25 protein-coding genes, 1 tRNA gene and 1 other RNA gene are annotated in these 25,594 nt (G+C 71.6%); 17 read left to right on the top strand and 10 right to left on the bottom strand.

Features of this window, described 5'->3' with window-relative positions; all coding sequences use genetic code 11:
* Nucleotides 1-3 precede the first annotated feature (3 nt).
* The gene (locus J4E96_RS13705) at nucleotides 4-192 is read right to left on the bottom strand and encodes an SPOR domain-containing protein (protein WP_227422655.1); all 189 of its coding nucleotides are present in this window, start codon (nucleotides 190-192) and stop codon (nucleotides 4-6) included.
* Between the two features lie 56 nt (nucleotides 193-248).
* Here J4E96_RS13705 and map point away from each other — a divergent pair, with 56 nt between their 5' ends.
* The 8 genes from map (at nucleotide 249) to J4E96_RS13740 (ending at nucleotide 6,880) form a co-directional block, all read left to right on the top strand.
* On the top strand, nucleotides 249-1,121 hold the full coding sequence (map, locus tag J4E96_RS13710; RefSeq protein WP_227422656.1) for a type I methionyl aminopeptidase: 873 nt from the start codon (nucleotides 249-251) through the stop codon (nucleotides 1,119-1,121).
* Nucleotides 1,118-1,933, top strand: a complete 816-nt coding sequence (gene ppgK / locus J4E96_RS13715; RefSeq protein ID WP_227422657.1) for a polyphosphate--glucose phosphotransferase — start codon at nucleotides 1,118-1,120, stop codon at nucleotides 1,931-1,933. Before map ends, ppgK begins: the two co-directional genes overlap by 4 nt.
* Nucleotides 1,930-2,748 (top strand): MBL fold metallo-hydrolase, encoded by an 819-nt coding sequence (locus tag J4E96_RS13720; RefSeq protein WP_227422658.1) that lies wholly within the window; start codon nucleotides 1,930-1,932, stop codon nucleotides 2,746-2,748. Before ppgK ends, J4E96_RS13720 begins: the two co-directional genes overlap by 4 nt.
* 55 nt (nucleotides 2,749-2,803) lie before the next feature.
* On the top strand, nucleotides 2,804-3,250 hold the full coding sequence (locus J4E96_RS13725; protein ID WP_227422659.1) for a hypothetical protein: 447 nt from the start codon (nucleotides 2,804-2,806) through the stop codon (nucleotides 3,248-3,250).
* A 233-nt stretch (nucleotides 3,251-3,483) separates the two neighbouring features.
* The gene (locus J4E96_RS13730; RefSeq protein ID WP_227422660.1) at nucleotides 3,484-3,891 is read left to right on the top strand and encodes a hypothetical protein; all 408 of its coding nucleotides are present in this window, start codon (nucleotides 3,484-3,486) and stop codon (nucleotides 3,889-3,891) included.
* A 127-nt stretch (nucleotides 3,892-4,018) separates the two neighbouring features.
* Nucleotides 4,019-4,150: a hypothetical protein gene (locus tag J4E96_RS20210; RefSeq protein ID WP_264466154.1), complete on the top strand. Its 132-nt coding sequence runs from the start codon at nucleotides 4,019-4,021 to the stop codon at nucleotides 4,148-4,150.
* Entirely contained in the window at nucleotides 4,147-5,604 is a 1,458-nt protein-coding gene (locus J4E96_RS13735; RefSeq protein WP_227422661.1) for a basic amino acid/polyamine antiporter, read from the top strand. The genes J4E96_RS20210 and J4E96_RS13735 overlap by 4 nt, the downstream gene beginning before the upstream one ends.
* A 22-nt stretch (nucleotides 5,605-5,626) precedes the next feature.
* Nucleotides 5,627-6,880 carry an arginine deiminase gene (locus J4E96_RS13740; protein WP_227422662.1) on the top strand — a complete coding sequence of 418 codons (1,254 nt, stop codon included), beginning with the start codon at nucleotides 5,627-5,629 and terminating at the stop codon, nucleotides 6,878-6,880.
* A gap of 18 nt (nucleotides 6,881-6,898) precedes the next feature.
* Here the strand turns inward: J4E96_RS13740 and J4E96_RS13745 are convergent, their stop codons facing one another.
* A complete protein-coding gene (locus J4E96_RS13745) occupies nucleotides 6,899-8,158 on the bottom strand; it encodes an ROK family transcriptional regulator (protein ID WP_227422663.1) in 1,260 nt (419 codons plus the stop codon).
* Nucleotides 8,159-8,252: 94 nt separating this feature from the next.
* Here J4E96_RS13745 and J4E96_RS13750 point away from each other — a divergent pair, with 94 nt between their 5' ends.
* The 5 genes from J4E96_RS13750 (at nucleotide 8,253) to J4E96_RS13770 (ending at nucleotide 15,453) form a co-directional block, all read left to right on the top strand.
* The gene (locus tag J4E96_RS13750) at nucleotides 8,253-10,424 is read left to right on the top strand and encodes an alpha-galactosidase (RefSeq protein ID WP_227422664.1); all 2,172 of its coding nucleotides are present in this window, start codon (nucleotides 8,253-8,255) and stop codon (nucleotides 10,422-10,424) included.
* A 55-nt stretch (nucleotides 10,425-10,479) separates the two neighbouring features.
* Nucleotides 10,480-11,430 carry a carbohydrate ABC transporter permease gene (locus J4E96_RS13755; RefSeq protein WP_227422665.1) on the top strand — a complete coding sequence of 317 codons (951 nt, stop codon included), beginning with the start codon at nucleotides 10,480-10,482 and terminating at the stop codon, nucleotides 11,428-11,430.
* 11 nt (nucleotides 11,431-11,441) lie between these two features.
* A complete protein-coding gene (locus tag J4E96_RS13760) occupies nucleotides 11,442-12,377 on the top strand; it encodes a carbohydrate ABC transporter permease (protein WP_227422666.1) in 936 nt (311 codons plus the stop codon).
* Between the two features lie 61 nt (nucleotides 12,378-12,438).
* The gene (locus J4E96_RS13765; RefSeq protein WP_227422667.1) at nucleotides 12,439-13,800 is read left to right on the top strand and encodes an ABC transporter substrate-binding protein; all 1,362 of its coding nucleotides are present in this window, start codon (nucleotides 12,439-12,441) and stop codon (nucleotides 13,798-13,800) included.
* 90 nt (nucleotides 13,801-13,890) lie between these two features.
* On the top strand, nucleotides 13,891-15,453 hold the full coding sequence (locus tag J4E96_RS13770) for a glycoside hydrolase family 31 protein (protein WP_227422668.1): 1,563 nt from the start codon (nucleotides 13,891-13,893) through the stop codon (nucleotides 15,451-15,453).
* Nucleotides 15,454-15,520: 67 nt separating this feature from the next.
* Here the strand turns inward: J4E96_RS13770 and rnpB are convergent.
* Nucleotides 15,521-15,913: RNase P RNA component class A (gene rnpB, locus J4E96_RS13775), an RNA gene on the bottom strand.
* Nucleotides 15,914-15,989: 76 nt separating this feature from the next.
* Here rnpB and J4E96_RS13780 point away from each other — a divergent pair.
* Nucleotides 15,990-16,862 (top strand): YaaA family protein, encoded by an 873-nt coding sequence (locus J4E96_RS13780; RefSeq protein WP_227422669.1) that lies wholly within the window; start codon nucleotides 15,990-15,992, stop codon nucleotides 16,860-16,862.
* Between the two features lie 171 nt (nucleotides 16,863-17,033).
* Here J4E96_RS13780 and J4E96_RS13785 read toward each other — a convergent pair whose 3' ends face one another.
* A complete protein-coding gene (locus tag J4E96_RS13785; protein ID WP_227422670.1) occupies nucleotides 17,034-18,239 on the bottom strand; it encodes an IS30 family transposase in 1,206 nt (401 codons plus the stop codon).
* Between the two features lie 19 nt (nucleotides 18,240-18,258).
* On the opposite strand from J4E96_RS13785, the gene J4E96_RS13790 reads away from it, so the two are divergent.
* A protein-coding gene (locus J4E96_RS13790; RefSeq protein WP_227422671.1) for an IS3 family transposase occupies nucleotides 18,259-19,418 on the top strand; the annotation gives its coding sequence in 2 pieces (ribosomal slippage) (nucleotides 18,259-18,537 and nucleotides 18,540-19,418; 1,158 coding nt in all).
* A gap of 234 nt (nucleotides 19,419-19,652) precedes the next feature.
* Here the strand turns inward: J4E96_RS13790 and J4E96_RS13795 are convergent.
* From J4E96_RS13795 to J4E96_RS13805, 3 genes are read right to left on the bottom strand one after another with little or no spacing between them, the layout of a single operon-like run.
* Complete coding sequence (locus tag J4E96_RS13795) at nucleotides 19,653-20,855, bottom strand: bifunctional RNase H/acid phosphatase (protein ID WP_227422672.1); 1,203 nt, start codon at nucleotides 20,853-20,855, stop codon at nucleotides 19,653-19,655.
* A gap of 3 nt (nucleotides 20,856-20,858) precedes the next feature.
* Nucleotides 20,859-21,605 carry a zinc ribbon domain-containing protein gene (locus J4E96_RS13800; protein ID WP_227422673.1) on the bottom strand — a complete coding sequence of 249 codons (747 nt, stop codon included), beginning with the start codon at nucleotides 21,603-21,605 and terminating at the stop codon, nucleotides 20,859-20,861.
* Between the two features lie 18 nt (nucleotides 21,606-21,623).
* On the bottom strand, nucleotides 21,624-22,565 hold the full coding sequence (locus J4E96_RS13805; RefSeq protein WP_227422674.1) for a Nif3-like dinuclear metal center hexameric protein: 942 nt from the start codon (nucleotides 22,563-22,565) through the stop codon (nucleotides 21,624-21,626).
* A 237-nt stretch (nucleotides 22,566-22,802) separates the two neighbouring features.
* Here J4E96_RS13805 and J4E96_RS13810 point away from each other — a divergent pair, with 237 nt between their 5' ends.
* Both J4E96_RS13810 and J4E96_RS13815 read left to right on the top strand, forming a co-directional pair.
* The gene (locus J4E96_RS13810) at nucleotides 22,803-24,047 is read left to right on the top strand and encodes a serine/threonine-protein kinase (RefSeq protein ID WP_227422675.1); all 1,245 of its coding nucleotides are present in this window, start codon (nucleotides 22,803-22,805) and stop codon (nucleotides 24,045-24,047) included.
* A complete protein-coding gene (locus tag J4E96_RS13815) occupies nucleotides 24,044-24,541 on the top strand; it encodes a hypothetical protein (RefSeq protein ID WP_227422676.1) in 498 nt (165 codons plus the stop codon). Before J4E96_RS13810 ends, J4E96_RS13815 begins: the two co-directional genes overlap by 4 nt.
* Nucleotides 24,542-24,558: 17 nt before the next feature.
* Here J4E96_RS13815 and J4E96_RS13820 read toward each other — a convergent pair.
* The 3 genes from J4E96_RS13820 to J4E96_RS13830 form a co-directional block, all read right to left on the bottom strand.
* Nucleotides 24,559-24,632, bottom strand: a tRNA-Val gene (locus J4E96_RS13820).
* Nucleotides 24,633-24,672: 40 nt separating this feature from the next.
* Nucleotides 24,673-25,140: a peroxiredoxin gene (locus J4E96_RS13825; RefSeq protein WP_227422677.1), complete on the bottom strand. Its 468-nt coding sequence runs from the start codon at nucleotides 25,138-25,140 to the stop codon at nucleotides 24,673-24,675.
* A gap of 11 nt (nucleotides 25,141-25,151) precedes the next feature.
* Nucleotides 25,152-25,565: a DUF3052 domain-containing protein gene (locus J4E96_RS13830; protein WP_227425763.1), complete on the bottom strand. Its 414-nt coding sequence runs from the start codon at nucleotides 25,563-25,565 to the stop codon at nucleotides 25,152-25,154.
* Nucleotides 25,566-25,594: the final 29 nt, after the last annotated feature.

Raw genomic sequence — 25,594 nt, forward strand, 5'->3', positions numbered from 1 at the left:
GCGTCAGCCGCGCTCGCGCTCGTCGGCGTCCCAGCGCCGGGTGCGCTCCGCGGCCTGCTCGAGCGCCTTCTCGGCGGCCGCGCGGGTCGGGTACGGGCCCAGGAGGTGCTGCCAGGAGCTCTGGTGCCCCTCCTCGACCTGCTTCGTCTCGCTGTTGAACCAGAACTCGCCGGGCTCCGTCGCGCCTGCCATGGCCTGCCTCCGCTCGGCGCCCGAGGCGGGCGCTCATGGTCCGTAGACTGCCAGGCATGGCGACTGCGAGCACGACGAGCCGACGTGCGGTGCCCGGGGTGATCGGCCCGCGGCGACAGGTTCCCCGGTCCATCGACCGGCCCGAATACGTCGGCCGGCCCGGTCCGGCACCGTTCCTGGGCAGCAACGTCGTGACGCCGCAGACGGCCGACCGCATCCGGCGCGCGAGCCAGGTCGCGGCGCGCGCGCTCGTAGAGGTGGGCCGGGCCGTGACTCCGGGCGTCACGACCGACGAGCTCGACCGCATCGGGCACGAGTACATGCTCGACCACGGCGCCTACCCCTCGACGCTCGGCTACCGGGGCTTCCCGAAGTCGCTGTGCACCTCGGTCAACGACGTGATCTGCCACGGCATCCCGGACTCCACCGTCCTGACCGACGGCGACATCGTCAACGTCGACATCACCGCCTACCTCGACGGCGTGCACGGCGACAACAACGCGACGTTCGCGGTCGGCGAGCTCGACGAGAGCGCGGCGCTGCTCGTCGAGCGCACCCGCGAGTCGCTCAACCGCGCCATCAAGGCCGTCGTGCCGGGCCGCGAGCTCAACGTCATCGGCCGCGTCATCGAGAAGTACGCGGCGCGCTTCGGCTACGGCGTCGTGCGCGACTACACCGGCCACGGCGTCGGCGAGGCCTTCCACTCCGGGCTCGTCGTGCCGCACTACGACGCCGCACCCAAATACGCGACCGTGATCGAGCCCGGCATGGTGTTCACCATCGAACCCATGCTCACCCTCGGCACGCACGAGTGGACGATGTGGGACGACGGTTGGACAGTGGTGACCGCGGATGGCAATCTCACGGCCCAGTTCGAGCACACCCTGTTGGTCACCCAAACCGGAGCGGAGATCCTGACCCTGCCATGAGCCAGACCACTGGGACGAAGAAGCCCACCACCGCGCTCGCCTTCGGCATCGACATCGGCGGTAGCGGCATCAAGGGCGCCCCGGTCGACCTGGAGCGCGGCGAGTTCGCGGCCGACCGGGTCCGGATCCCGACCCCGGAGGTCTCCACGCCAGCGGCGGTCGCCAAGGTGGTCGCCGAGGTCGTGAACTCGTTCAAGCTCCCCCCCGAGGTCCCCGTCGGCGTGACCTTCCCGGCCGTCGTCCAGCACGGCGTGGCGCGCAGCGCCGCCAACGTCGACTCCTCGTGGGTCGGCACCAACATCGAGACCGTGATCGGCGACGCGCTCGGCCGCCGGGTGTTCGCGTTCAACGACGCCGACGCCGCCGGCTACGGCGAGGCGATCTACGGGGCCGCGCGCGGGTCACGCGGGGTCACGCTCATGACCACTCTCGGCACCGGGATCGGCACCGCGATGGTCGTCGACGGCGTCCTGGTCCCGAACCTCGAGCTCGGCCACCTGGAGATCGACGGGTACGACGCCGAGTCCCGCGCTTCCGACGCCGCCCGGGACCGGGACGGGCTGAACTGGGAGGACTGGGCCAAGCGCCTGCAGCGGTACTACGGCGTGCTCGAGGACCTGCTGTGGCCCGACCTGATCGTCGTCGGCGGCGGGGTGAGCAAGAACCACGCGAAGTTCCTGCCGCTGCTGCACCTGCGCGCCCCGATCGTCCCCGCCCAGCTGCGCAACGCCGCCGGCATCGTGGGCGTGGCCGCCCTCGCCGCGCGCGCCACCACGGCGTCAGCCGGAGCGGGCGACCGCCCCGCCCGATGACCGGGCGCGCTTTGACCGGGCACGGCCTGACCGGGCGCGCGCTGACCGAGGTCGCGCCGGGCGTCTGGACGGCGACGGCCGAGATCTGGACCTCGCTCACGACCGTGATCGTCGCCGCCGACGGGTCGAGCCTCGTGGTCGACCCCGGCATCAGCGTCGCCGAGCTCCGCGGGCTCGGGCGGGAGGTGGTGGCGCGCGGCTGGGCCGTGGCCGCCGGCTTCGCGACCCACCCGCACTGGGACCACGTGCTCTGGGATGCCGCCCTCGGCGAGTCGCCACGCTGGGCGACGCCGAGCGCGGTCGGGTACGCGCGCGAGCACCGGACGCACAACCTGACGGAGTCCGCGGGTGCCACCCCCGGGCTCGACGAGTCGCTGCTGGGCCTCCTGACGCCCCTGCCCGACGGCGCGGCCGAGGTCCCGTGGACCGGGCCGCGCGCCGTCGTCGTCCCACACGAGGGGCACTGCCCCGGCCACGCGGGCCTCGTGCTGCCCGCTGCCGGCGTGCTGCTCGCTGGCGACATGCTCTCCGACCTCGAGGTGCCGCTGCTCGACCTGCGATCGGCGGACCCGATCGGCGACTACCGCGCCGGGCTGGACGGGCTCGAGGCCGCGGCGGCCGAGCACGGCGCGCGCGTGCTCGTGCCGGGGCACGGCCACGTCGGCGACGCCGCGGAGCTTGCGCGGCGCCTGCGGGTCGACCGCGCCTACCTCGACGACCTCGACGCCGACCGGCCGAGCCCCGACCCCCGCCTCGCGACCGACTGGATCGCCGTCGAGCACGCCCGCCACGTCGCGTGGCGCCGCGCCAGGTAGGCTGCCCGCGCGTCGCCCGGCACGAGCGGCGCGATCCATCTGTGGGGAGCACGCCATGACCGTCCGATCTGAGCTGTTCGCGGCCGACCACCCCGGCGCGCTCGCGCGTGCGGACGCGCGCGACGCGGGCCGCGCACCGGACGCCGGCCAGCCGGCGGTGGACCTGCTGGGCGTGGACGCCCTCGACGTGGAGCAGCTCGGGACGGTGGCCGCGCGCGCGGTCCAGTTCGGCACCGGCGAGCTCGAGCTCCAGGAGGTCGACCTCGACCACGAGTCGCTCGTGGAGCTGCCCGCGTTCCTGTGCGAGGTGCTCGTCGAGCTCGGCCGCGCCGAAGACCTCGCGCTGCCGGGCGAGGTCGCGGCCGAGTGGGCGGCGGACGACGACATCACGCTGACCGCCGCCGCGGCCCTGCCCCTGGTCAGCTCGATCATCGCGCTCGCCACCGCGGCCGCCGCGGCGGGCACCGCGGTGTACCTGTGGGCCGGCTCGGAGCAGGCCTGACTCGAGGCCTCGCGCCCGGCCTCGCGCCCGGCCTCGCGCCCGGCCTCGCGCCTGGCCTCACGCCCAGTCCGGTTTGCCGGGCTTGCCCGGTACTACGCCAATCCGGTGCTTTGTCGCGTCAGCCCTTCTCTCCCGCGCCTGACCGAGGCACGATGACCGTCCACCGGGCGATCGCGCGTGGCGGCCGGCGACCCGTCCCGCCACCGCGCTCGCCCCTGCGGAAGGGGCGACGTATGACGACGGTCAGCGGATTCAGGACGGCGCTCGGCGCGATCACGGGCCGCCGGACTCCCCCTCCCCCGGCGAGGGACGACGGCGGCGCCCGCCACAACCCCGCGCCGTCGATCGACGCGCAGCGCGACGCTCTCGCCGAGGTGCTGTACCTCGCGGAACAGGGCTTCTGGGACGACGGCCGCCGGTCGCCCTTCGGGACCGCCTGGAGCACGAGCACCGACCGCTACCTGCGCGGGCGCTACCTCGACCAGGCCGACGCGATCCTCGCGGCCGGCTTCCGCCAGCCGCCGCGGCTCGAGCGGACCGAGATCGAGACGGCGCTGCGCAGCGAGGGCAGCGGGACCGACGCCGACGACTGGATCGTGGTGGCCTGGGCCCTCGGCATCGACGTGCGCGCACAGGACTGACCGCGGGAACCTCAGCGGAGCCATCCCGACGCTGGTCTACGGCATCCAGGTCCTCTCGCCAAGCCGGTACTACGCGGCGACCGCGCTGATCTGCGGCATCGTCGCGCTGAGCATCGGCAGCTCCACGTTGCTCTACCTGCCGTACGCGGTCTTCTGCTATGCCAGTCCTGGGCTGAGCGTCCTGGACGGGATCACCGGCTTCAAGATCGAGAAGATTGCACCCGCCGAGCCCGCCGAGGCCCCGGAGGAGACGGCATGAGCACCCAGACGGACGAGGCGGCCACGGGCGGCGCCGTCGCGACAATGAGCCTGCCCACGCTCACGGCGATGGTGGTGGGCGGCATGGTCGGGGCCGGCGTGTTCTCGCTCCACGCGCGGTTCGGCGTGGCGACCGGCATCCTCGGGTCGCTGATCGCATGGGCGATCGCGGGCACCGGCATGCTCATGCTCACCTTCGTGTTCCAGAACCTCGCGATCCGCAAGCCCGAGCTCGACTCCGGCGTGTTCATCTACGCCAAGGCCGGGTTCGGGGACTACGCGGGATTCAACTCCGCGATCGGCTTCTGGGCCAGCACGGTGGCCGGCAACTGCTTCTACTGGGTGTTCATCGGCGCCACGCTCGGCGCGTTCTTCGGCGGGTTCGGCGACGGCGAGACGGTCTTGGCCGTCGCGGTGTCCACCGCCGGCGTCTGGCTGTTCCACTCCATGATCGCCCGCGGCGTCCGGGACGCCGCGGTCATCAACCGCATCGTCACGGTCTTCAAGATCATCCCGATCCTGGTCTTCATCGTCGTCATGTTCGTCGCGTTCGACGCCGAGGTCTTCGCCGACAACTGGACGGCCTACGGGTACGGCGACCTCGGCGACCTCAACGAGCAGGTGCGCAACACGATGCTGATCACGACGTTCGTGTTCATCGGCATCGAGGGCGCCAGCGTCTACTCCCGCTATGCCAAGCGGCGCGAGGACGTCGGCAGGGCCACCGTGCTCGGCTTCCTGAGCGTGCTGTCGATCTTCGCGCTCGTCACGCTGTCGAGCTACGCCGTCGTGCCGCAGCCCGAGCTCGCCGCCGCCCGGCAGCCGTCGATGGTCGGCGTCTTCCAGTCGCAGGTCGGGGACTGGGGCGAGGTGTTCATCAGCGTCGCCGTCGTCGTCTCCGTCCTCGGCGCCTATCTCGCGTGGACCCTGATGGCGGCCGAGGTCATGTACATCCCGGCCCGGGCGGACGACTTCCCCGAGTTCCTCGGCCGGGAGAACGCCGCCGGTACGCCGATCACGGCGCTCGTGGTGACCTCGCTCGCCGTGCAGGGGATGCTCGCGCTCACGCTGTTCGTGACCGACGCGCTGAACTTCATGCTCGACCTGTCCACCAGTCTCGCGCTGCTGCCCTACCTGCTCGCGGCGGCCTACGCCCTCAAGCTCGGCCTCACCGGCGAGTCCTACGAGGGGGTCTCCCCCGGCCTGCGCCGCAGGGAGACGGTCGTCGCAGGCGCGGCGACGGCGTACACGATCTTCCTCTTCGACGCCGCGGGCCTGACGTTCCTGCTGCTGTCGACCGTCATCCTCGCGCCCGCCGCGCTGCTCTACGTCAAGGCCCGCAGCGAGCACGGTCGCCGCCTGTTCAGCCCGGCGGAGTTCGGGCTCCTCGCTTTGATCCTCGCCGGTGCGATCATCGGCGTCGTCGGCCTATGGACCGGCCGCATCACCCTCTGAGCTCCGACAGGAAGGCAAGGACATGGCTGAGCAGGTCTCCTCGACCTACGGCGTGCACTCGGAGGTCGGACGGCTGCACAAGGTGCTGGTCTGCGCGCCCGGGCTCGCGCACCGCCGGCTCACGCCCAGCAACAACCACGACCTCCTCTTCGACGACGTGATGTGGGTCGAGAACGCCCAGCGTGACCACGCCGACTTCGTGAACAAGCTGACCCAGCGCGGCGTCGAGGTGGTCGAGCTGCACGACGTGCTGGCGCAGGCCCTCCGGGTGCCGGGCGGCCGCGACTGGCTCCTGGACCGCAAGATCACGGCGAACCAGGTGGGCCTGGGCCTCGTGGACAGCACCCGCGCGTACCTCGAGACCCTCGCGGAGGGCGAGCTCGCCGAGTTCCTGATCGGGGGCCTGGCGACCCAGGACCTGCCCGAGGACTTCCGGTCCGGCTACGTGAGCCTGGCGCGGGAGCAGACCGGGGCGCGCGAGTACCTGATGCCGCCGCTGCCGAACACGCTCTACACGCGCGACACCACGTGCTGGCTGTACGGCGGCCTGACGATGAACCCGCTCTACTGGCCGGCACGCAAGGACGAGACGCTGATCTACAAGGCGATCTACGAGTTCCACCCGGACTTCGTCGGGTCGACGGTGTGGTGGGGCGACCCCGAGAAGGAGTGGGGTCAGGCGACCTTCGAGGGCGGCGACATCATGCCGGTGGGCAACGGCGTCGTGCTGATGGGGATGAGCGAGCGCACCTCGCGGCAGGCCATCACCCAGGTGGCCGCCGCGATGTTCGCGCAGGGCGCGGCCGAGCGCGTGGTGGTGGCGGGGATGCCGAAGCTCCGGGCCGCGATGCATCTCGACACCGTCTTCACGTTTGCCGACCTCGACATCGTCACGCTCTATCCGACGATCATGGACGACGTCCACACCTTCACGCTGCTGCCGTCGGACCGGGCGCCGGGGGTGGAGGTCGTGGACGAGGGCTCCGCGTCCTTCGTCGACGTCGTCGCGAGGTCCCTCGGCCTGTCGTCGTTGCAGGTCATCGAGACGGGCGGCGACGTCTACCAGTCCGAACGCCAGCAGTGGGACAGCGGCAACAACGCCGTGGCCCTCGAGCCCGGCGTGGTCTTCACCTACGACCGGAACACCCTGACCAACACCCTGCTCCGCAAGGCCGGGGTCGAGGTCATCACGATCGTCGGCGCAGAGCTGGGCCGCGGGCGCGGCGGCGGGCACTGCATGACCTGCCCGATCATCCGGGATCCCGTGGCGTTCTGAGGCGCCCCGCCGTGCTCGTCAGTCGGCGCCGAGGACGTAGGTCTGGATCGCGATCACGGCGGCGCCGCGCGCCCACTGGGTGAAGTCGCCGCGTCGCACGTCAAAGTCGACGGGTGAGGCCGCGGGGTCGCGGTCCGCAGCAATCGCCGCGGCGATGTGCTGCCGGGCGACGTCGACGAGGCGAACGCCCTCCCCCGAGAGCACCACACGCTCGGGCATCGTCATGTTGGCGGCCAGGGCGATGAGGCGGCCCAGGGCCCGCGCCGCGTCGGCAACGATCCGCTCCGCGGCGGGGTCACCCGCGAGGGCGAGGTCGAGGACTTCGTCGTAGTCGACCTGCCGCCGCAACGCTACCGACGCGGATGCGGCGATGCTCGGCATGGTGAGCATCGCCGTCGAGCACCCGCGGTGCCCTGCGAAGCACACCGGTCCGGCCGGGTCGAGGGGGACGTGGCCGACGAGACCCAGCCCCGCGTCCAGCCCCCGGCTCAGGTGACCTCGGATCACGAGGCTGAAGCCGACCCCCGCTCCGATCGTGATGACGGCGAACCGGCCGAGGCCCCGCCCGGCACCGAACCAGTGCTCGGCCTCGGTCAAGGCGATCACATCGTTCTCCACGACCGTGGGCAGCCCGGTCGCCGCCTCGACCATCGCAGCGAGGGGCACGTCGTGCCAGCGGAGGAACGGTGCGGCCAGAACGGTCGCATGGTCGGGGGCCTGTCCACCGATGCTGATGCCCACGGCCGTGACCGTCGGCCCGTGCGCCGACAGCCGGGCGACGAGCTCGGCGATCACTGCGCAGACGGCTTCCGGCGCGGCGTCGATCAGGGGCAGGTCCTGCGACGCCACCACTTCCGCGCGCAGCGTGGTCAGCACCCCGTAGGCGGTGTCGCCGGTGAGCTTGATGCCGATGAAGTGGTGCGAGGTCGGCACGACGTCCAGGGGCTTCTCCGGTCGACCGAGGCGTGGGTCACCGTTGCGGGCGTCGCCGTTGTGCGTTTCGACCTCCACCAGCAGGCCGGCATCGACTAGCGGACGGGCGAGCCTCGTCAGGCTCCCCGCCGAGAGGTCGAGACGGCGGGCGAGCTCGGCGCGCGAGAGTGGGCCATTGATGAGCACATCGAGAGCGATGGCGTGACTGGCACCACTGAGCGGTGTCCAGTTCGCGGTCAGCAGGGTCACGGGTTGTCCTTCTGCGGGTCGGTGCGGCAATTCTGCCAGTGGACGCCTTAGTTCGCTGCTAGAACTTAAACCCTCAGTTTGCCCTGCTTGAAGCACGATGCTGGCCGCCCTTGACGCCTATAAAGTTCTAGTGCAACACTAATGCCCGGTCGGTTGATCCACTCCGGCTCGTGACAAGGGAGTCGAAGCCATGCCGCACCCCGTCCTACCTCTAGGCGCCGACGGCGTCGTCCACCTGCGGGCCGGTGGCACCAGTCTCGTGCTGGACACCGCAGGGTCGGATCTGCCGCGGGTGCTGCACTGGGGTGTCGACCTCGGCGTGCTGACCGACGAGTCCCTCACGGCGCTGCGTCGCTCGTCGGAACCCCAGGTCGTCTCGAGCGCGATGGATCAGGTCGTCCGGCTCGGGCTGCTTCCCGAGCAGTCGGCCGGCTGGCTCGGCACCCCGGGGATCGCCGGGCATCGGCGTGGCCGTGACTTCTCTCCCGCTTTCGTCGTGCGCTCCGCGACCCTCGACCCGACACCGAGCCCCGGTGCGCACCGGCTCACCGTCACAGCGGTCGACTCCGTCGCCGGCCTGGGCCTCGAGGTCCTGGTCGACCTGACTGCCGCCGGCCTGGTCCGCACCCGCGCGGCCGTCACGAACACGTCGGAGACCGCCGACTACACCGTTGACTCCGTCATGCTCGCCCTGCCGATCCCCACCCGCGCGCAGGAGATCCTCGACTTCACGGGACGCCACCTGCGCGAGCGTGCGCCGCAGCGGCATGCCTTCACGTTCGGCACGCACCTGCGCGAGAACCGGCGCGGCCGCACCGGCGCCGACGCCACCCTCCTTCTCCTCGCCGGAACCCGCGGGTTCGCGTTCGAGTCGGGCGAGGTGTGGGGCCTGCACGTGGCCTGGTCCGGCAACCACCGCACGCTTGCCGAGCGGCTGCCTTCCGGCGACGGGTTCCTCGGTGGCGGGGAGCTGCTGCTGCCCGGCGAGGGGACACTCGCGCCCGGCAGCACCTACACGACCCCGTGGATCTATGGGTCCTGGGGTCGGGGCCTGGACGAGATGGCCGCACGGTTCCACGGGTACCTGCGCGCCCGCGCCCAGCACCCCGCCACGCCGCGCCCGGTCGTGCTCAACACGTGGGAGGCCGTCTACTTCAACCAGGACCTCGAGTCGCTCTCGGCCCTCGCCGACGCGGCCGCCGAGGTGGGCGTCGAGCGCTTCGTGCTCGACGACGGCTGGTTCCGGCACCGCCGCGATGACCGGTCCGGCCTCGGCGACTGGTACGTCGACGAAGGCGTCTGGCCCGAGGGGCTCGACCCGCTCATCGAGCACGTCCGCGCCGCCGGGATGGAGTTCGGGCTCTGGGTCGAGCCCGAGATGATCAATGTCGACTCCGACCTCGCCCGCAAGCACCCGGACTGGATCCTGTCCACGGGGAGCCGCCTGCCGCCGGAGGCCCGGTCGCAGCAGGTCCTCGACCTGGGCAACCCGGCCGCGTTCGCCCACATCCTCGAGCGCCTCGACGCGCTGCTGACCGAGAACGCCATCAGCTACCTCAAGTGGGACCACAACCGCGACCTCGTCGACGCCGGCAGCACGTCCCACGGGCGCGCCGGGGTCCACGACCAGACGCTCGCCGTCTACGCGCTGATCGACCAGCTCAAGGTGCGACACCCGGGCCTGGAGATCGAATCGTGCTCGTCGGGCGGCGCACGCGTCGACCTGGCCATCCTGGAGCGCACGGACCGGGTCTGGGCCAGCGACTGCATCGACGCGCTCGAGCGCCAGGAGATCCAGCGGTGGACCGAGCTGCTGCTGCCGCCCGAGCTCATCGGTGCCCACGTCGGCTCGCCGGTGGCCCACTCGACCGGGCGCGCCCACACGCTCAGCTTCCGCGCCGGGACGGCCCTGTTCGGGCACCTCGGCGTGGAGTGGGACCTGCGCACGGCCGACGCGGCCGAACGCGCCGAGCTCGCGCAGTGGATCGCGCTCTACAAGGCCAAGCGTGACCTCCTGCACACCGGCCTGGTCGTCCACGTCGATCACCAGGACCCAGCGCTGCTCGTGCACGGCGTCGTCGCCCGCGACGGCTCCGAGGCGCTGTACTCGATCGTCGCCGTCGCCACCTCCGCGCTGTACCCGCCCGGTCACGTGCGCCTGGTCGGCCTCGACGCCGACGCCGACTACCTGCTCGCCCCGATCGCCCCGGGCACCAGCATCCCGAACCTCGGCGGGCACGCCCCGCCGCCTTGGTGGACCGACGGCGTCGTCCTGCCGGGGCGCGTGCTCGCCCAGGTGGGCGTGCAGGCACCCAACCTCCTTCCCGACTCGCTCGTGATCCTGGCCGCGACCCGGCTCTGATCCCGCTCTCTGCTCCAGTCATCCGCCGATTCGCAACGTCGCGTCAAGAGGACTCATGACCATTGCGCCCCCATCCCTCCGCAGGAGGGGTAAGAAGAGCTCGACGCCGCCGAGCGGCCGCAATCCCCGGTCCACCCGCGCCCGAGGTGAGCTGCGCGCAGCGCTCCTCTTTGTCGGGCCCGCCACGCTCGGCTTCGCCGTCTTCTACGTGTGGCCGGCCATCCGCGGCTTCTACTACAGCTTCACGGACTTCAGCGTGCTCTCGCCCGAGACCTGGGTCGGGACCGAGAACTACTCCCGCCTGATCAGCGACAGGCTCGTGTGGAACGCCTTCGGGGTGACGCTCGAGTATGTCGTCCTGAACATCGCGGCCCAGACAGTGCTGGCCCTGCTCATCGCGGTGCTGATGCACCGGTTCACCAAGTCGATGTTCGTGCGCGGCACCCTGCTGCTGCCCTACCTCGTGGCGAACGTCGTCGTCGCCCTCACCTGGTTCTGGATGCTCGACTACCAGATCGGCATCGTCAACCAGATGATGGAGTGGGTCGGGCTCGACCGGATCGCGTTCTTCGGCGATTCCGCGTGGGCGATCCCGACCATCGCGTTCGTGAACGTGTGGCGCCACGTGGGCTACACGGCCCTGCTCATCTTCGCGGGCCTGCAGACCATCCCCGACAGCATCTACGAGGCGGCAGCGCTCGACGGGTCGAGCGAGACCCGGACCTTCTTCAAGATCACCGTCCCCCTGCTGCGGCCCGTGCTCGCGATGGTGCTCGTGATCACCGTCACCGGGTCCTTCCAGATCTTCGACACCGTCGCCGTGACCACCGCTGGCGGCCCGATCAACGCCACCCGGGTCATCTACTACTACATCTACGACCTGGCCTTCACCCGGTTCGAGTTCGGGTACGCCTCCGCGATCTCCGTGGTCCTGTTCCTCGTGCTCGCCTCGGTCGCCTACTTCCAGATCAAGCTGCTGCGCGCCGGCGAATCGGACCTGTCATGAAGGACAACGCCATGTCGACCATCGTCGCCCCCGCCGCCGCCGCCCGCCCCGCGATCAGGCCACCCACCAAGCGGCCCTTCCGTCCGGGCCGGTTCCTCGCCTACCTCTTCATGTCGGCCTCGATCCTGCTGACGGTCTTCCCCTTCTACTGGATGCTTCGCACGGCGCTGTCGAACACCAAGTCCCTGGCGGCGAACTCCTCCTCCCTGCTGCCGGCGGATTTCACGCTCGGTGCGTTCAAGCGCGTGCTCGGCCTGGGGACCACGGCCGAGGCGATCGCGCAAGGCGGCTCGGGTGCGACCGTCAACTTCTGGCTCTACCTACGCAACTCCCTCATCGTGGCCACCACGACCACGGTCGGCCAGGTCTTCTTCTGCGCGCTGGCGGCCTACGCCTTCGCGCGGCTCACCTGGCCCGGCCGGGACAAGCTCTTCTTCGCCTTCATCACGGCGCTGATGATCCCGCCGATCTTCACGACCCTGCCGAACTTCATCCTGATGAAAGACCTCGGCCTCCTCGACACGTTCGCCGGGATCGTGCTGCCGACCCTGCTGATGACGCCGTTCTCGGTGTTCTTCCTGCGCCAGTTCTTCCTCGGCATCCCGAAAGAGATCGAGGAAGCCGCCATGATCGACGGCGCCGGCCGGTTCCGGGTCTTCTTCACGATCATCGTGCCGATGTCGTCCGCACCCATCGCGACCCTGTCGCTCCTGACCTACATCGCGTCGTGGAACGACTACTTCTGGCCGCTCCTGGTCGGCAAGGCCGAGTCCGTTCGCGTGCTCACCGTCGCGCTCGGCATCTTCCGCTCGCAGACCCCGCAGGGCAGCCCCGACTGGGCCGGACTCATGGCCGCCACCCTCATCGCAGCGCTGCCGATCCTCATTCTCTACGCCTTGGTCGGGCGCCGAATCATCAACTCGATCGGCTTCTCCGGCATCAAGTAGCGCTTGGCCCGGCGGCCGATCAGGCCGCCGGGACGTCATACCCCTAGTGGAAGGAACTCCCGTGCGCAATAACCTTCGAGCGCTCGCTGTGCTCGCCCTCGTCCCGATCGCCCTGGCGGGCTGCGGAGGCAGCGACGCCGGCTCGTCGTCGGACGGAACGGCCAAGGCCGGAACCACGATCGACTACTGGCTCTGGGACACCAACCAGATCGGCGCCTACCAGAAGTGCGCGGACGCGTTCGAGACGTCGTCGGGAGTGACGGTGAAGATCACCCAGTCGGGCTGGGACGACTACTGGGGCACGCTGACGAACAACTTCGTCGCTGGCAACGCCCCGGACGTCTTCACCAACCACCTCTCGCAGTACCCGCAGTTCGCCGCGCAGAATCAGATCGTCGACATCTCCGACCTGGTCGAGGAGGACGGCGTCGACCTGTCCATCTACCAGGACGGGCTCGCGGACCTCTGGGTCACCGAGGACGGCGGGCGCTACGGGCTCCCCAAGGACTGGGACACGGTCGGCGCGTTCTACAACAGCGACATGGCGACCGCCGCGGGCCTGACCGCCGACGACATGGCGAACCTCGAGTGGAACACGACGGACGGCGGCACGTACGAGGCAGCCCTTGCCGCGCTGACCATCGACAAGAACGGGGTACGCGGCAACGAGCCCGGCTTCGACAAGACGAACGTCGCCACCTACGGTCTCGGCCTCTCGGCGAACGCGGGTGGTGCCTTCGGGCAGACCGAGTGGTCGGCGTACGCCCTGAGCAACGGGTTCGAGTACGCGGACAAGAACCCGTGGGGCACGAAGTGGAACTACGACTCCCCCGAGTTCCAGGACGCCATGACCTGGTGGCGCGGCCTGATCGACAAGGGATACATGCCGTCGTTCGAGATCGCCAGTTCCGGGGTGAGCCTGCAGGAGACGTTCGGCGCGGGCGGCGTGGCGATAGTCACCGAGGGCAGCTGGAACACCAACGCCTACATGTCTCTCGAGGGAGTCACAACGGCCATCGCCCCTACCCCGGTGGGACCGACGGGCGAGCGCGCCAGCGTCTTCAACGGCCTGGCCGACTCGATCTACGTCGGATCCAAGCACCAGGCCGAGGCCTGGGAGTGGGTCAAGTTCATGGGCTCCGCCGACTGCCAGGACATCGTCGCCGGTGAGGCCGTGGTGTTCCCCGCCGTCAAGAGCTCGCTCGCCAAGGCCACCGCGGCCTTCGCCGCGAAGGGCTATGACACGTCAGGCTTCACGGTCCAGGTCGAGGAGGGCACCACGCACCTCGCGCCGATCGCCAACAACTGGGCCTCGCTCAACGCGACCATCACCGCCGCCGGCGAGACGTTCATGTCGTTCAAGGGCGACGTCGACGTGTATGACGCGGCGAACGACGAGGTGAACGCCCTCTTCGCCAAGTAGCTCTCACCGCACGACGTGCGGGGCGGCACCGGATCGTCGGCGCCGCCCCGCTGCCACTCCCCCGCGAGCCGGTCCCCAGGAGACGTTCAGATGTTCGAGAAGCTACCGGTCGGTCGGCTCGTGCTGCCGCTGCTCCCTGACGAGAGGTGGTGGGGCGGCGCGGTCTCGGACGGCGACCGGATGCCGTTCGGCGGTGCCGACCATGCACGGGACCTCGCGACGTCTGCCGGTCACCAGGACGTCCCAGGCGACCTCACCCGGGGCTGCAACCAGTCCGCTCCCGTGCTGGTGTCCAGCCGCGGCCGGTTCGTCTGGTCGGACCGGCCGTTCAGTTTCGCGTTCGCCGACGGGTCGCTCTCGGTCATCGGGGCGGGGATCGTGCGCGGCGAGGCGGGCACGACGCTGGCGGAGGCGTTCGGCGCGGTGTCCCGCTCGTACTTCCCTGCCTCCGGCCTGATACCGGCCGAGGCGATGTTCTCGGGTCCGCAGTACAACACCTGGATCGAGATGCCGTACCTGCCGACCCAGGTCGGGGTGCTGCGGTACGTGCGCGACCTCCTCGAGGCTGGCTTCCCGCCGGGAGTCGTCATGATCGACGACCGCTGGTCGCGCGACTACGGCACCTGGCAGTTCGACCCCGAACGCTTCCCCGATCCCGCCGAGATGATCCGCCAGCTGCACGGGTGGGGGTGCGCGGTGATGCTCTGGCTCGTGCCGTTCGTCAGTCCGGACAGCGCGGTCTTCCGGTATCTGCGCGGGCGAGACCTGCTGGTGCGCGGGCCCGACGGCGACCCGGCCGTGCGGGCGTGGTGGAACGGGTACAGCGCTGTCCTGGACACGACGAACGTCGACGCCGTCGCCTGGCTCCACGGAGAGCTGGATGCGCTCGTCGAGGAGTTCGGCGTGGACGGGTTCAAGTTCGACGGCGGGGACGTCTACGACTACCGGGCCGACGACCTGACCGCGGTACCGAGCGACCCGGTAGGTCAGTGCGAGTCGTGGGCGCGCGTGGGCGTGACGTACCGGTTCAACGAGTACCGGGCCTGCTGGAAGATGGGCGGACAGCCCCTCGCGCAACGCCTGCACGACAAGCCGCCGATCTGGGGTAGCGGAGGGCTCTCCTCCCTGATCCCCGAGGCCATCGCCCAGGGGCTGATCGGGCATGCCTTCACCTGCCCGGACATGATCGGGGGCGGCGATCTGGCCGCATTCGGCGAGGAGAGCCCGATCGACCAGGAGCTCTTCGTGCGCTTCGCCCAGTGCGCCGCGCTCTTCCCGATGATGCAGTTCTCGCTGGCCCCGTGGCGCGTGCTGGATCCCCGCCATCTCGCCGCCGTCCTGGCGGCCGTGCGGATACGGCAGCAGCTCGTGCCCCGGATCGTTGCGCTCGCGCGGCACGCGGCGGCCACCGGTGAGCCGGTACTTCGTCCGATCGAATACCACTTCCCCGGCTACGAGCAGGTCACCGACCAGTTCCTGCTGGGCGCGGACATCCTGGTGGCGCCGGTGCTCGAACGGGATGCGCGCACGCGCCGAGTCGTCGTGCCCCCCGGCCGCTGGGCACGTTCGGGCGGGGAGGTGATCGACGGTCCGTGCACCGTCGACCTGCGCGTCGAGCTGGCCTCGGTGCCGTGGTTCCGTCGCGTGGGATAGCGGGCGCAGCTCGACCACCCGACGATCTCTCCGCGAGAGAGCAAAGCCGCAGTACAAAGCTACAAAGCGGATGAGCTGGCCTGTACGCCGGGTTCTGTCTCCGCACGCGGTTACCCGCGCACGGGAGGCGACCATCCATCTACGACGTACGTTGCCGCACGCCTCTAGCGGTCTACCCAGGAGCTCGGGCGGGCCGCCCTCAAACACTCCCTGTCTGACCTTGCTCCGGGTGGGGTTTGCCGAGCCGCACCGGTCACCCGGCACGCTGGTGGTCTCTTACACCACCGTTTCACCCTTACCGCGTCCGTCCCGAGAGACGATCGCGGCGGTCTGTTCTCTGTGGCACTTTCCCGCGAGTCACCCCGGGTGGGAGTTACCCACCACCCTGCCCTACGGAGCCCGGACGTTCCTCGGCCCCCTCGACCGAGGTCAAGGGGAACGCGGCCGCCCAGCCAGCTCATCCGCGCCCTCAGCCTAGCCCGCGCGCGGGCCCTCACGGACCGAAGCGGCCGACCCGGACCGCCTAGAGTCGACGCGTGCTCGTCCTGCTGCCCCCGTCCGAAGCCAAGACCCCGTTCGCCGGCGGCGCGCCCGTGGACCTCGCCGGGCTCGGCGCGCCTGGGCTCACCGCGCACCGCAGCCTCGTCCTCGACGCGCTGATCAAGGTCAGCGCGCACCCCGACGCGATCGAGCTGCTCGGCGTCGGGCGGAGCCTCGCGGCCGAGGTCGAGCGCAACACCCGCCTGCGCGCCGAACCCGCCGGGCCGGCGTCGGCCGTGTACTCCGGGGTGCTCTACGCCGCGGCCGGCCTGCACGACCTGCCCGACGGCGCGGCCCGGGACCGCGCCGAGCGCAGCGTTCGCGTGGTCTCGGCGCTGTGGGGGCTCGTGCGCCCGTCCGACCTCATCCCCGCCTACCGGCTGTCGATGGGCACGTCCCTGCCGGGGATCGGGCCGCTCGCGCGCAGCTGGCGCGGCCCGCTCGGCGCGGAGCTCGATGGCGCCGCGAGCATTGATGGCGCAGCGGGCGGGCTCATCGTGGACTGCCGGTCGGCGCCGTACGCGGCCGTCTGGCGGCCTCCGGCAAGCGCGACCGGCTGGGTGACCGTACGCGTCCTGCGCGAGCTCCACGGGCGGCGCAGCGTGGTCTCGCACCACGCGAAGCACACCCGGGGGGTCCTCACGCGGCACCTCCTCGTGCGCCGAGGCCCCGAGCCGACGACCCCGGCCGAGCTGTACGCGGCCGCCCGTGAGCTGCTCGCCCCGCGCGCTGCGGACCCGCGCGCGCCGGACCCGCGCGCTGCGCGTTCCAGGCCGCTCGGCTCCGCGCCGGCGGGCACCGACCTGATCGACGTCGAGCTCGCGACGGCGGCGCGCGGTGCCCACGTCCTGACCCTGACGGTCGCCTAGCTCTGCGGGTCCGCGGCTCCGTTAATTCCGCCAACTCCGCCAACTCCGCCAACTCCGCCAACTCCGCCAACTCCGCCGCGAGTGTGGCCGTTCTGCTCTCGAGCGCGCTCGTGTGGGAGTTCTGCTGGTACTGCCCCCGGCAAAGTCAAGGTGTGGGAGCGACGCCGGGGGTTATGCGGCGAGTAGCAGCTGGTTCAGCCGGTCGGCTGGGGTTTGTAGGTCCAGGGTCGGGCGGGGTCTGCGGTTCAAGGTAGCCGCAACTCGATGCAGGTCCGCGGGGGTGTGTATGGCCAGGTCGGAGCCCTTTTCGAACCAGAATCGCAGGAGCCGGTTCGTGTTCTCGTTCGTGCCGCGCTGCCAGGGTGAGTGCGGGTTGCAGAAGTAGAGCGTCGCGTCGAGCGCGGTCTGGATCTGGGCGTAGTGGGCGAGCTCGGTTCCGCGGTCCCAGGTGATCGAGCGGCGCAGATGTTCGGGCAGGCTGCTCATCTCGCGGATCATCGCTGCCGCGACCGCGCCTGCACTGTGATCGTCGGGCAGGTGCAGCAAGATCGTGAATCGGGTGCTGCGCTCGACCAGAGTGCCGATCGCGGTCCCGTTGCAGCCGATGATGAGGTCACCTTCCCAGTGCCCAGGGATCGCCCTATCCTCGACCTCGGCTGGCCGGTCACTGATCTTGAACGCCTCCTTGTAGGGGCTGCTCTTGTGCCGGTCAGCGGTGTGGGGAACTCGCTTCTTGCGTTGCAAACTCAGCTTCTTGGCCAGGTCAGCGCGCAAGTTCCCGCGACTTTGGACGTAGAGAGCGCGGTAGATCGTCTCGTGGCTCACCTGCATCCCCTGATCATCGGCGAAGGTGAGCGCCAGCATCGACGAGATCAGCTTCGGGCTCCACCCGACGTCCATCCACGCAGCGATCTGCGCGCACAACGGCGCGTTCGCGACCAGCTTCAACGGCTTCGGCCGCCGCCGGGCCTGATGGGCCCTGGCATGGGCGAGCGAGGCGTAATAGGCCCCGTCCGGGCCCGCGTTGCGCTTGACCTCTCGCCAGACCACGGACTTATCCCGACCGATCGCCTGCCCGATCGAGGCATAGCTCATGCCCGTGCGCCGGCCCATCTCGATCATCCCCCGATCGGCCAACGTCACCATCCGCTCGTTGGCGTCGCGATCCGTTCGTGGCCCCGGGTCAGCCAGACCACCCAAGCGCCCACTGCGCAGCTCCATCCCCCCAGCCTGGGCCCACCACCGGAAACCCGTAGCCCCAACAGCACCGACACGCGCAGAAGCAGCCTCAACACTCAGACCACCACAGACCAGATCCACAAACGGGGGGTCTGCTGCACGAATAGGTGACGCCTGACCTGTGGTGCCGGAGGGCACCGCTGGAAGGATGTGCACCGTGCCCAGACCCCACCCCAAGGAGTTCCGCGACGACGTCGTGGCCGTGGCCCGCCGCGGTGATGCTCCGATCAAAGAGATCGCGAAAGACTTCGGGATCAGCGAGTCGTGCCTGCGCAACTGGATGCAGGCCGCCGACGTCCAGGACGGCAACCGTCCCGGCGTAACGGTCAGCGAGTCGGCCGAGCTGCGCGAGATGCGTCGCCGCAACCGGCTCCTCGAGCAGGAGAACGAGATCCTGCGTCGCGCGGCGGCGTACTTTGCCCAGGCGCACCTGCCGGGAAAATGATGTACCCGCTCGTGAGTGAGCTCGCTAGCGACGGGATCCCCGTCGCGGTGACGTGCCGGGTCCTCAAGCTCGCCAGACAGCCCTACTACCGCTGGCTCGCCGCGCCGATCACAGCTCGTGACCTGGACGAGGCGTACCTGGCGAACGTGCTGTTCGATGCCCACGTCGACGATCCCGAGTTCGGGCACCGGCTGCTGGCCGACGAAGCCGACAAGGCCGGCCTGCGCGCCAGTGACCGGCGGGTCTGGCGGATCTGCCGGGACAACCAGTGGTGGTCGGTGTTCGGCAAGAAGCGCGCCAAGAACGGCAAGAAGGCCGGCCCGCCAGCCCACGACGACCGCGTGCTGCGGATCTTCCGCGCCGACGCACCCAACCGGTTGTGGCTCTGGGACATCACCGAGCACCCCACCGCCGAGGGCAAGCTCTACCTGTGTGCGATCAAGGACGTGTACTCCAACCGGATCGTGGGGTACTCGATCAGTGACCGCATGACCTCCCGGATCGCGGTGAACGCCCTGGCCAGCGCCGTGCAGCGGCGTCGTGACGTGGCCGGCTGCATCGTCCACTCGGACCGGGGCAGCCAATTTCGAAGCCGAAAGGTGCTGCGCGAGCTGGACCGACACGCCCTGGTCGGATCGATGGGGCAAGTCGCCTCGGCCGGGGACAACGCGGCGATGGAGAGCTTCTTCTCGTTGCTGCAGAAGAACGTCCTGGACCGGCGCCGCTGGGCCAACCGCGACGAGCTCCGCCTGGCGATCATCACGTGGATCGAACGGACCTACCACCGCCGCCGACGCCAGGCCCGCCTGGGTCGACTGACCCCCATCGAGTACGAGACCATCAACACCCCTCAGGTCGCGCTCGCCGCCTGAGACCGACTGTCACCTATTCGTGCAGCAGACCCAACCGAGCCCGAGTGCCCTCAGGGAACTTGACCATCACAACGCTCCTTCAACAGGGGCGTTGCTCCCACCATATGAATCTGCCCCCGATCAGGGGACCGATCGGCCACACGAGCGCCGCGGCGAGCAGAACGCCCACACTCGCGCCGCCCGGCGCGCTCGATCGGGCGCCGCGGGCACTCGGCGGCGAGCGGTGCAGGCGGTCTAGGCGCCCGACGGGGCCCCGACCACCGTGACCTCGCTCGAGCCGTCGGCCCAGAGCCGGATGATGCTGACCGACGCCGGCGCGACCCGGATCCGCGCCCACGCCGAGGAGTTCGCGCCGATCGCGACGCCGATGGCCGACCGCACGGACACCGAGTGCGTCACGACCACGACCGTCCGCCCGATCCCGTCGGCGCGGACCGCCTCGAGCGCGGACCGCATCCGCGCGCCGACGTCCTCGATCGACTCCCCGCCGGGCGCCCGGACGCTCGCGTCGTCGTGCCACAGCTTGAGCTCGCCGGGCCAGCGGACCTCGATCTCGGCCGCGGTCAGGCCCTCCCACTCGCCGAAGTCGCACTCGGCGAACAGCGGCTCGACGCGCACGGGCAGGCCGAGGCGGCGCCCAATCACCCCGGCCGTCTCCTGGGTACGCACCATCGGCGACGCGATCAGCTCGCTGGGGTCGGGCACGTCGCCCCAGACGTCCCGGCCGATCCGCTCGACGAGCTCGGCGGCGCGCGCTGCCTGCTCGCGCCCGCGCGCCGTGAGCGGAGGCCCGGGGACCGAGGAGCCGGAGTAGGCGGTGCTCACCGTCAGCGGGGTCTCGCCGTGGCGCACGAGCACCACCGTGACCGGCTCGGCGCCGTCGAAGTGCATGGGGGCGCCGGTCGGCGCCCGTTCGGGCACGAAGGGCGTGGCTCCGACGCGGTCCCCGGGCGGCGTGCGATCCACGGGAGAGCCGCCGTCGGCGGTGTCCTGACCGCGACCGGCGACGTAGTTCCGCACGACCGTGAGGTGCTGGTCCATCGCCTCGTTGGCGAGCGCGTCGGCGTCGGCGTTCTCTGCGCGCGGGATCCAGGTGTAGGTCACGCGCTCGGGCGGGACGACGGCCCGGGCCTGCGCCGCGAGCCGCTGCATGTCGGCGTGCTTGATCTTCCACCGCCCCGACATCTGCTCGACGACGAGGCGCGAGTCCATCCGCACGTCGATGAGGGCGTCGGGGTCGATCTCAGCCGCCGCGCGCAACCCCGCCACGAGCCCCGAGTACTCCGCGACGTTGTTCGAGACGATCCCCAGGTAGTCGGCGCGCTCGGCGAGCACCGTGCCCGAGCCGGGGTCGCGCACGAGCGCGCCGTACCCGGCGGGCCCGGGGTTGCCCCGCGACCCGCCGTCGGTCTCGACGACCAGGCGGCGTGCCGGCACCCGTCAGCCCTTCGCGGGCTCGGGCAGCCGGACGAGGATGCGGTCGCACTCCTCGCAGCGCACGACCTGCTCGGGCGCTGCCTGCCGCATCGCCTGCACGTGCATGGGGTTGAGCTCGAGCCGGCAGCCGTCGCAGCGGCGCCCGCGCAGCGCGGCGGCGCCGAGCCCGCCGAGCTGCCCGCGGAGCTTGTCGTAGAGCGTCAGCAGGCCCGCGTCGAGGCCTGCGGACGTCGTCGCGCGCTCCGCCGCGAGCGCGGCGCCCTCGGCGTCCAGCGCGGCGACGGCCGTGTCGCGGTCCGCCTCCGCCTCGGTGAGCTGCCCCACGATGACGGCCGCTGCCGCGTCGAGCGCGGCGAGGGCGCTCTCGTGCGCCTCGAGCCGCTCCATCACCTCGAGCTCGATCTCCTCGAGCTCGCTCTGACGGCGCGCGAGGGCCGAGAGCTCGCTGGTGATGGCCTGGAGGTCCTTGGCGGTCCCGGTGCCGGAGTCGAGCCGGGCCTGGTCGCGCGCGACGCGCGAGCGCACCTGGTCGACGTCGCCGTCGGCCTTGGCCAGCTCGCGGCGGATGTCGTTGAGCGCGGTCCGCGACGCGACGCGCGACGAGTCGACGTCGGCCAGCCGGCCGGTCAGCTCGGTGATCCGCACCAGCGCGGGCAACGTCCTGCGCTGGTGGGCGATCTGCGCCGCGCGCGTGTCCAGCGCCTGGACGTCGAGCAACCGCCGCTGGTCCTCGGGTGGTGCAGTGGTCACAGGGTGGTTCCTTCCGGTTCAGGCTAGGCGCGCCGTCCACGGATCCGTCCGCAGGGTGCTGACGCGCGTGTCCACCGTAGTGCCGCAATCCGCAAGATCCCCCACGAGGTCGGCGGCCGCGCGCTCGAGCCACGGCCATTCGCTCGCGAAATGCGCGACGTCGACGAGGAACGGGTACGCCGGCCCGGGCTCCGCGCCGGCGCCCGCGCCCCGCGCAACCTCGAACTGCGCGCGCTCACGCAGCTCGCTCGCGGGGTGGTGGCGCAGGTCAGCCGTGAGGTAGGCGTCGACGCCGGCCGCGCGGACGTCGTCGAACAGCGAGTCACCCGAGCCGCCGACGACGGCGACGCGCTCGATCGTCGCGTCCAGGTCGCCCGCGAGCCGGACACCCTGGGCCGTCCGGGGCAGCGCCGCCGAGACGAGCTCGCCGAACTCCCGGAGCGTCATCGGGACCGGCAGCCGCCCGACCCGGCCGATCCCCGTGCCGACCGGTTCGCTGCCCGCGGCCGTCGGCGTCGTCGGCTCGCCCGGCACGAGGGGCACGAGGTCGACCAGCCCGACGGCGGCCGCGAGCGCCTCCGCGACCCCGCCGACGGCGGCATCGGCGTTGGTGTGGGCGACGTGCAGCGCGACGCCCTCGCGGATCAGGCGGTGCACCAGGGCGCCCTTGAACGTCGTCGCCGCGACCGAGTGCACCGCGCGCAGCAGCAGCGGGTGGTGCGTGACGAGCAGGTCGGCGCCCCAGCGCACCGCCTCGTCGACGACGTCGGCCGTCGGGTCGACCGCGAACAGCACCCGCCGCACCGGCTGGCCGGGGTCGCCCGCGACGAGCCCGACGGCGTCCCAGTCCATCGCGGTGCCCGGCGGGTAGCGCCGCTCGAGGGCGGCGACGACGTCGGCGAGGGTCGGGGCGGCGGCGCTGGCGATGGCGGCGGCGCTGGAAGCGGGGGTGATCGTCACGCCCGCGACGCTACCCGCCGGCCGCAGGCGCGGCCGAACACGCACTGTCGGGCCGAGACCGCCGGTTTCGACGAGTGATCTCGGAGCAGTACGACCTCCTCGCGCGGGCCGCCGGGGGCACCGGGGGGCGGCCGGGCGATCGGCAGGGGACAATCGGGTCGGCGGCGGCACCGCCGGCTGCCCCACCGATCACCACCACGCCCGGCACGCCCACCCGACCTCACCCACGGAGCTGAGATGGCCGAACGCCCCACCGCGGACGTGCTGATGCCGCTCGCGGGCCGGTACGAGCTCGGCGACCTGCTCGGAGCGGGCGGGATGGCCGACGTCTACCGCGCGCGCGACACGCTGCTCGGACGCGAGGTCGCCGTCAAGGTCTTCCGGACCGCGGTGGCCGACGAGCAGTTCGATGCGCGCCAGCGAGGCGAGATCACCCTGCTCGCCGCGCTCAACCACCCCGGCCTCGTGACGATCTTCGATGCCGGCACGGGCCGGTTCGCCGACTGCAGCCACCGCGCCTTCCTGGTGATGGAGCTCGTGACCGGCCCCTCGCTGGCCGGGCGGCTCTCGGTCGGGACCCTGCCGGCGGCCGAGACCGCGCTCGTCGGCGCCCAGGTCGCGGAGGCGCTCGGGTACATCCACGCCGCCGCGGTGGTGCATCGCGACGTCAAGCCCGCCAACATCCTGCTTCCCGGCGCCGACGTCGCCGGCCCGACCCAGGCCTGGACCAAGCTCACCGACTTCGGGATCGCCCGCCTCGTCGACGACGCGCACCTGACCTCGACCGGGCTGCTGCTCGGCACGCCGGGCTACCTCAGCCCGGAGCAGGCGACCGGGTCCTCCCCCGGCCCCCTGACCGACGTCTACGCCCTCGGGCTCGTGCTGCTCGAGTGCCGCACCGGGGTGCGCTCGTTCCCCGGCAGCGCGATCGAGTCGGCGACGGCCCGCCTGCACCGCGATCCCGACGTCCCGACCGACCTCGGCGGGCAGTGGACCGACCTGCTCCGGGCGATGACCTCCCGCCAGCCCGAGGATCGCCCGACCGCGTTCGAGGCGAGCACCGACCTGCGTGAGCTCATCGACGATCGCGCTCGGACCCGCGTGCTCGCCGCCATGCCCGCCGTGCCCGCCGTGCCCGCCGACGACGCGACCCAGGCTCTCGCCACGTCGGCCCCCGACGGCGCCACTCAGGTCCTCGCTGTGCCCCTGCCCGGGCGCACCGCGTCCGGTCGCCCGACGTCCGGGCGGCCCGCGTCCGAGCGGCCCGGGTCAAGGCGGCCGACGTCCGGACGACCCGCGCGCTGGCGCCAGCGCCCGGTCCAGATCGCCGCCGGGGTCCTCGTGGCCGCCGCCGCGGGCGGCGCCCTGTGGGTCGGCACGCGCGACGCCGGCCCGGGGCCGCAGGTGCCGCCGACCTATCCGGCGGTGTCCGGGCAGCTCGGCGAGCACCTCGAGCAGCTGCAGACGAGCGTGCAGCCGTGACCCGGCGAGCCGAGCGCCGTCGGCCGTTCGCCCCGGCCACGATCGCCGCCGCGATCACCCTCACCGTCGTCGCGGCCGTCGCCGGCTGCGGGTCCCGGGACCTCACCGACGCGACCGCCGCCGACCTCCAGGGCCAGGTGCTGACGGTCTCGACGGCATCCGCCGCCGGCGACCTGCCGGCGGCCCGAACCGCGCTCGACGAGCTGAGCTCGGCCGTCACGTCGGCCGCCGCACGCGGCGACCTGACCGCCGAGCGTCAGGGCGTCGTCGAGGCGGCGATCACGGCGGTCGCCGCCGACCTCGCCGACCTCGAGGCCCAGGCCGCCGAGGCGACGGCCGAGGCCGAGGCGGCCGCAACGGCGGCGGCAGCGGCCGAGCAGGCGGCGGCCGAGCAGGCAGCCGCCGAGAAGGAGGCAGCAGACCAGGCAGCCGCCGACGAGGAGGAGGACCGCCCCGGCCCTGAGCAGAAGGGGCCGAAGGACAAGGACGACTGAGCCCGGGCGGCGCGCGGTGGGCCCGGCCGGTCTCGAACCGGCGACCTCCGCGGTGTAAACGCGGCGCTCTAACCAACTGAGCTACAGGCCCGTGCGGGGCTCAGCCTACCGATCTGCCCCGGCACGGCTGATCACAGCAGCGCGAGCGCCGCCCGGTACCCCGCGAGGTCGCGCGCCTGGCCCGCGACGTTGACGACCGACCAGCGCACGACGCCGTCGGCGTCGATCAGGAAGCTCCCGCGCAGCGCCCGGCCGCGGTCGGCGTCGAACACCCCGTAGCCGGCGGTCACGGCGCCGTGCGGCCAGAAGTCGGACAGCAGCTCCAGGCTCGCGCCCTCGTGCTCGGCCCAGGCGCGCAGCGTCGGCGCCGAGTCGCAGGCCACGACGAGGAGCCGGACCCCGGCGGCCTCGAACAGGCTCAGGTTGTCCCGCAGCGCGCAGATCTCGCCGGTGCAGGTGCCGGTGAACGCGCCCGGCATGAACACGAGCACGACCGGGGACCCGCGCAGGTCACCCAGGTGCACCGGTGTGCCGTGGGTGTCGACGAGCGTGAAGTCGGGCGCGACCTCGCCGACGCCGATCGGCCCGTGCGGCGCCATCGACCGGTGGGTCAGCGGCCGCGGCCGCGGTTGCCGAGCTTGGTCGCGGACCAGTCCTCGGCGATCGCGAACGTGCTCGTCGCGTGCAGGCCGGCCGTGGTGGCAGCCTCTTCGATGTCGCTGTGGTTCACATGCCCGGAGCGGCCGGCCTTGAGGGTGAAGACGAAGATGAGGCCGCCGTCGTCGAGCACGGTCTGGACGTCCACGAGCGCGTCGGTGAGGTCGCCGTCGTCCTCTCGCCACCACAGCACCACGCCGTCAGTGACGTCGTCGTAGTCCTCGTCGACGAGCTCGGTCCCGGTGGTCGCCTCGATCGCGGTACGCAGGACGTCGTCGACGTCGTCGGACCAGCCGAACTCCTGGATCACCTGTCCGGTGGTGAAACCGAGTCGACTCGCGCCCGCAGACGCAGCCGCGTCATCGATGGGGCTCGCGCTGGAAGCCACGTGCAGAA

It is taken from the genome of Pengzhenrongella sicca, from assembly GCF_017569225.1.
Classification (GTDB): Bacteria; Actinomycetota; Actinomycetes; order Actinomycetales; family Cellulomonadaceae; genus Pengzhenrongella; species Pengzhenrongella sicca.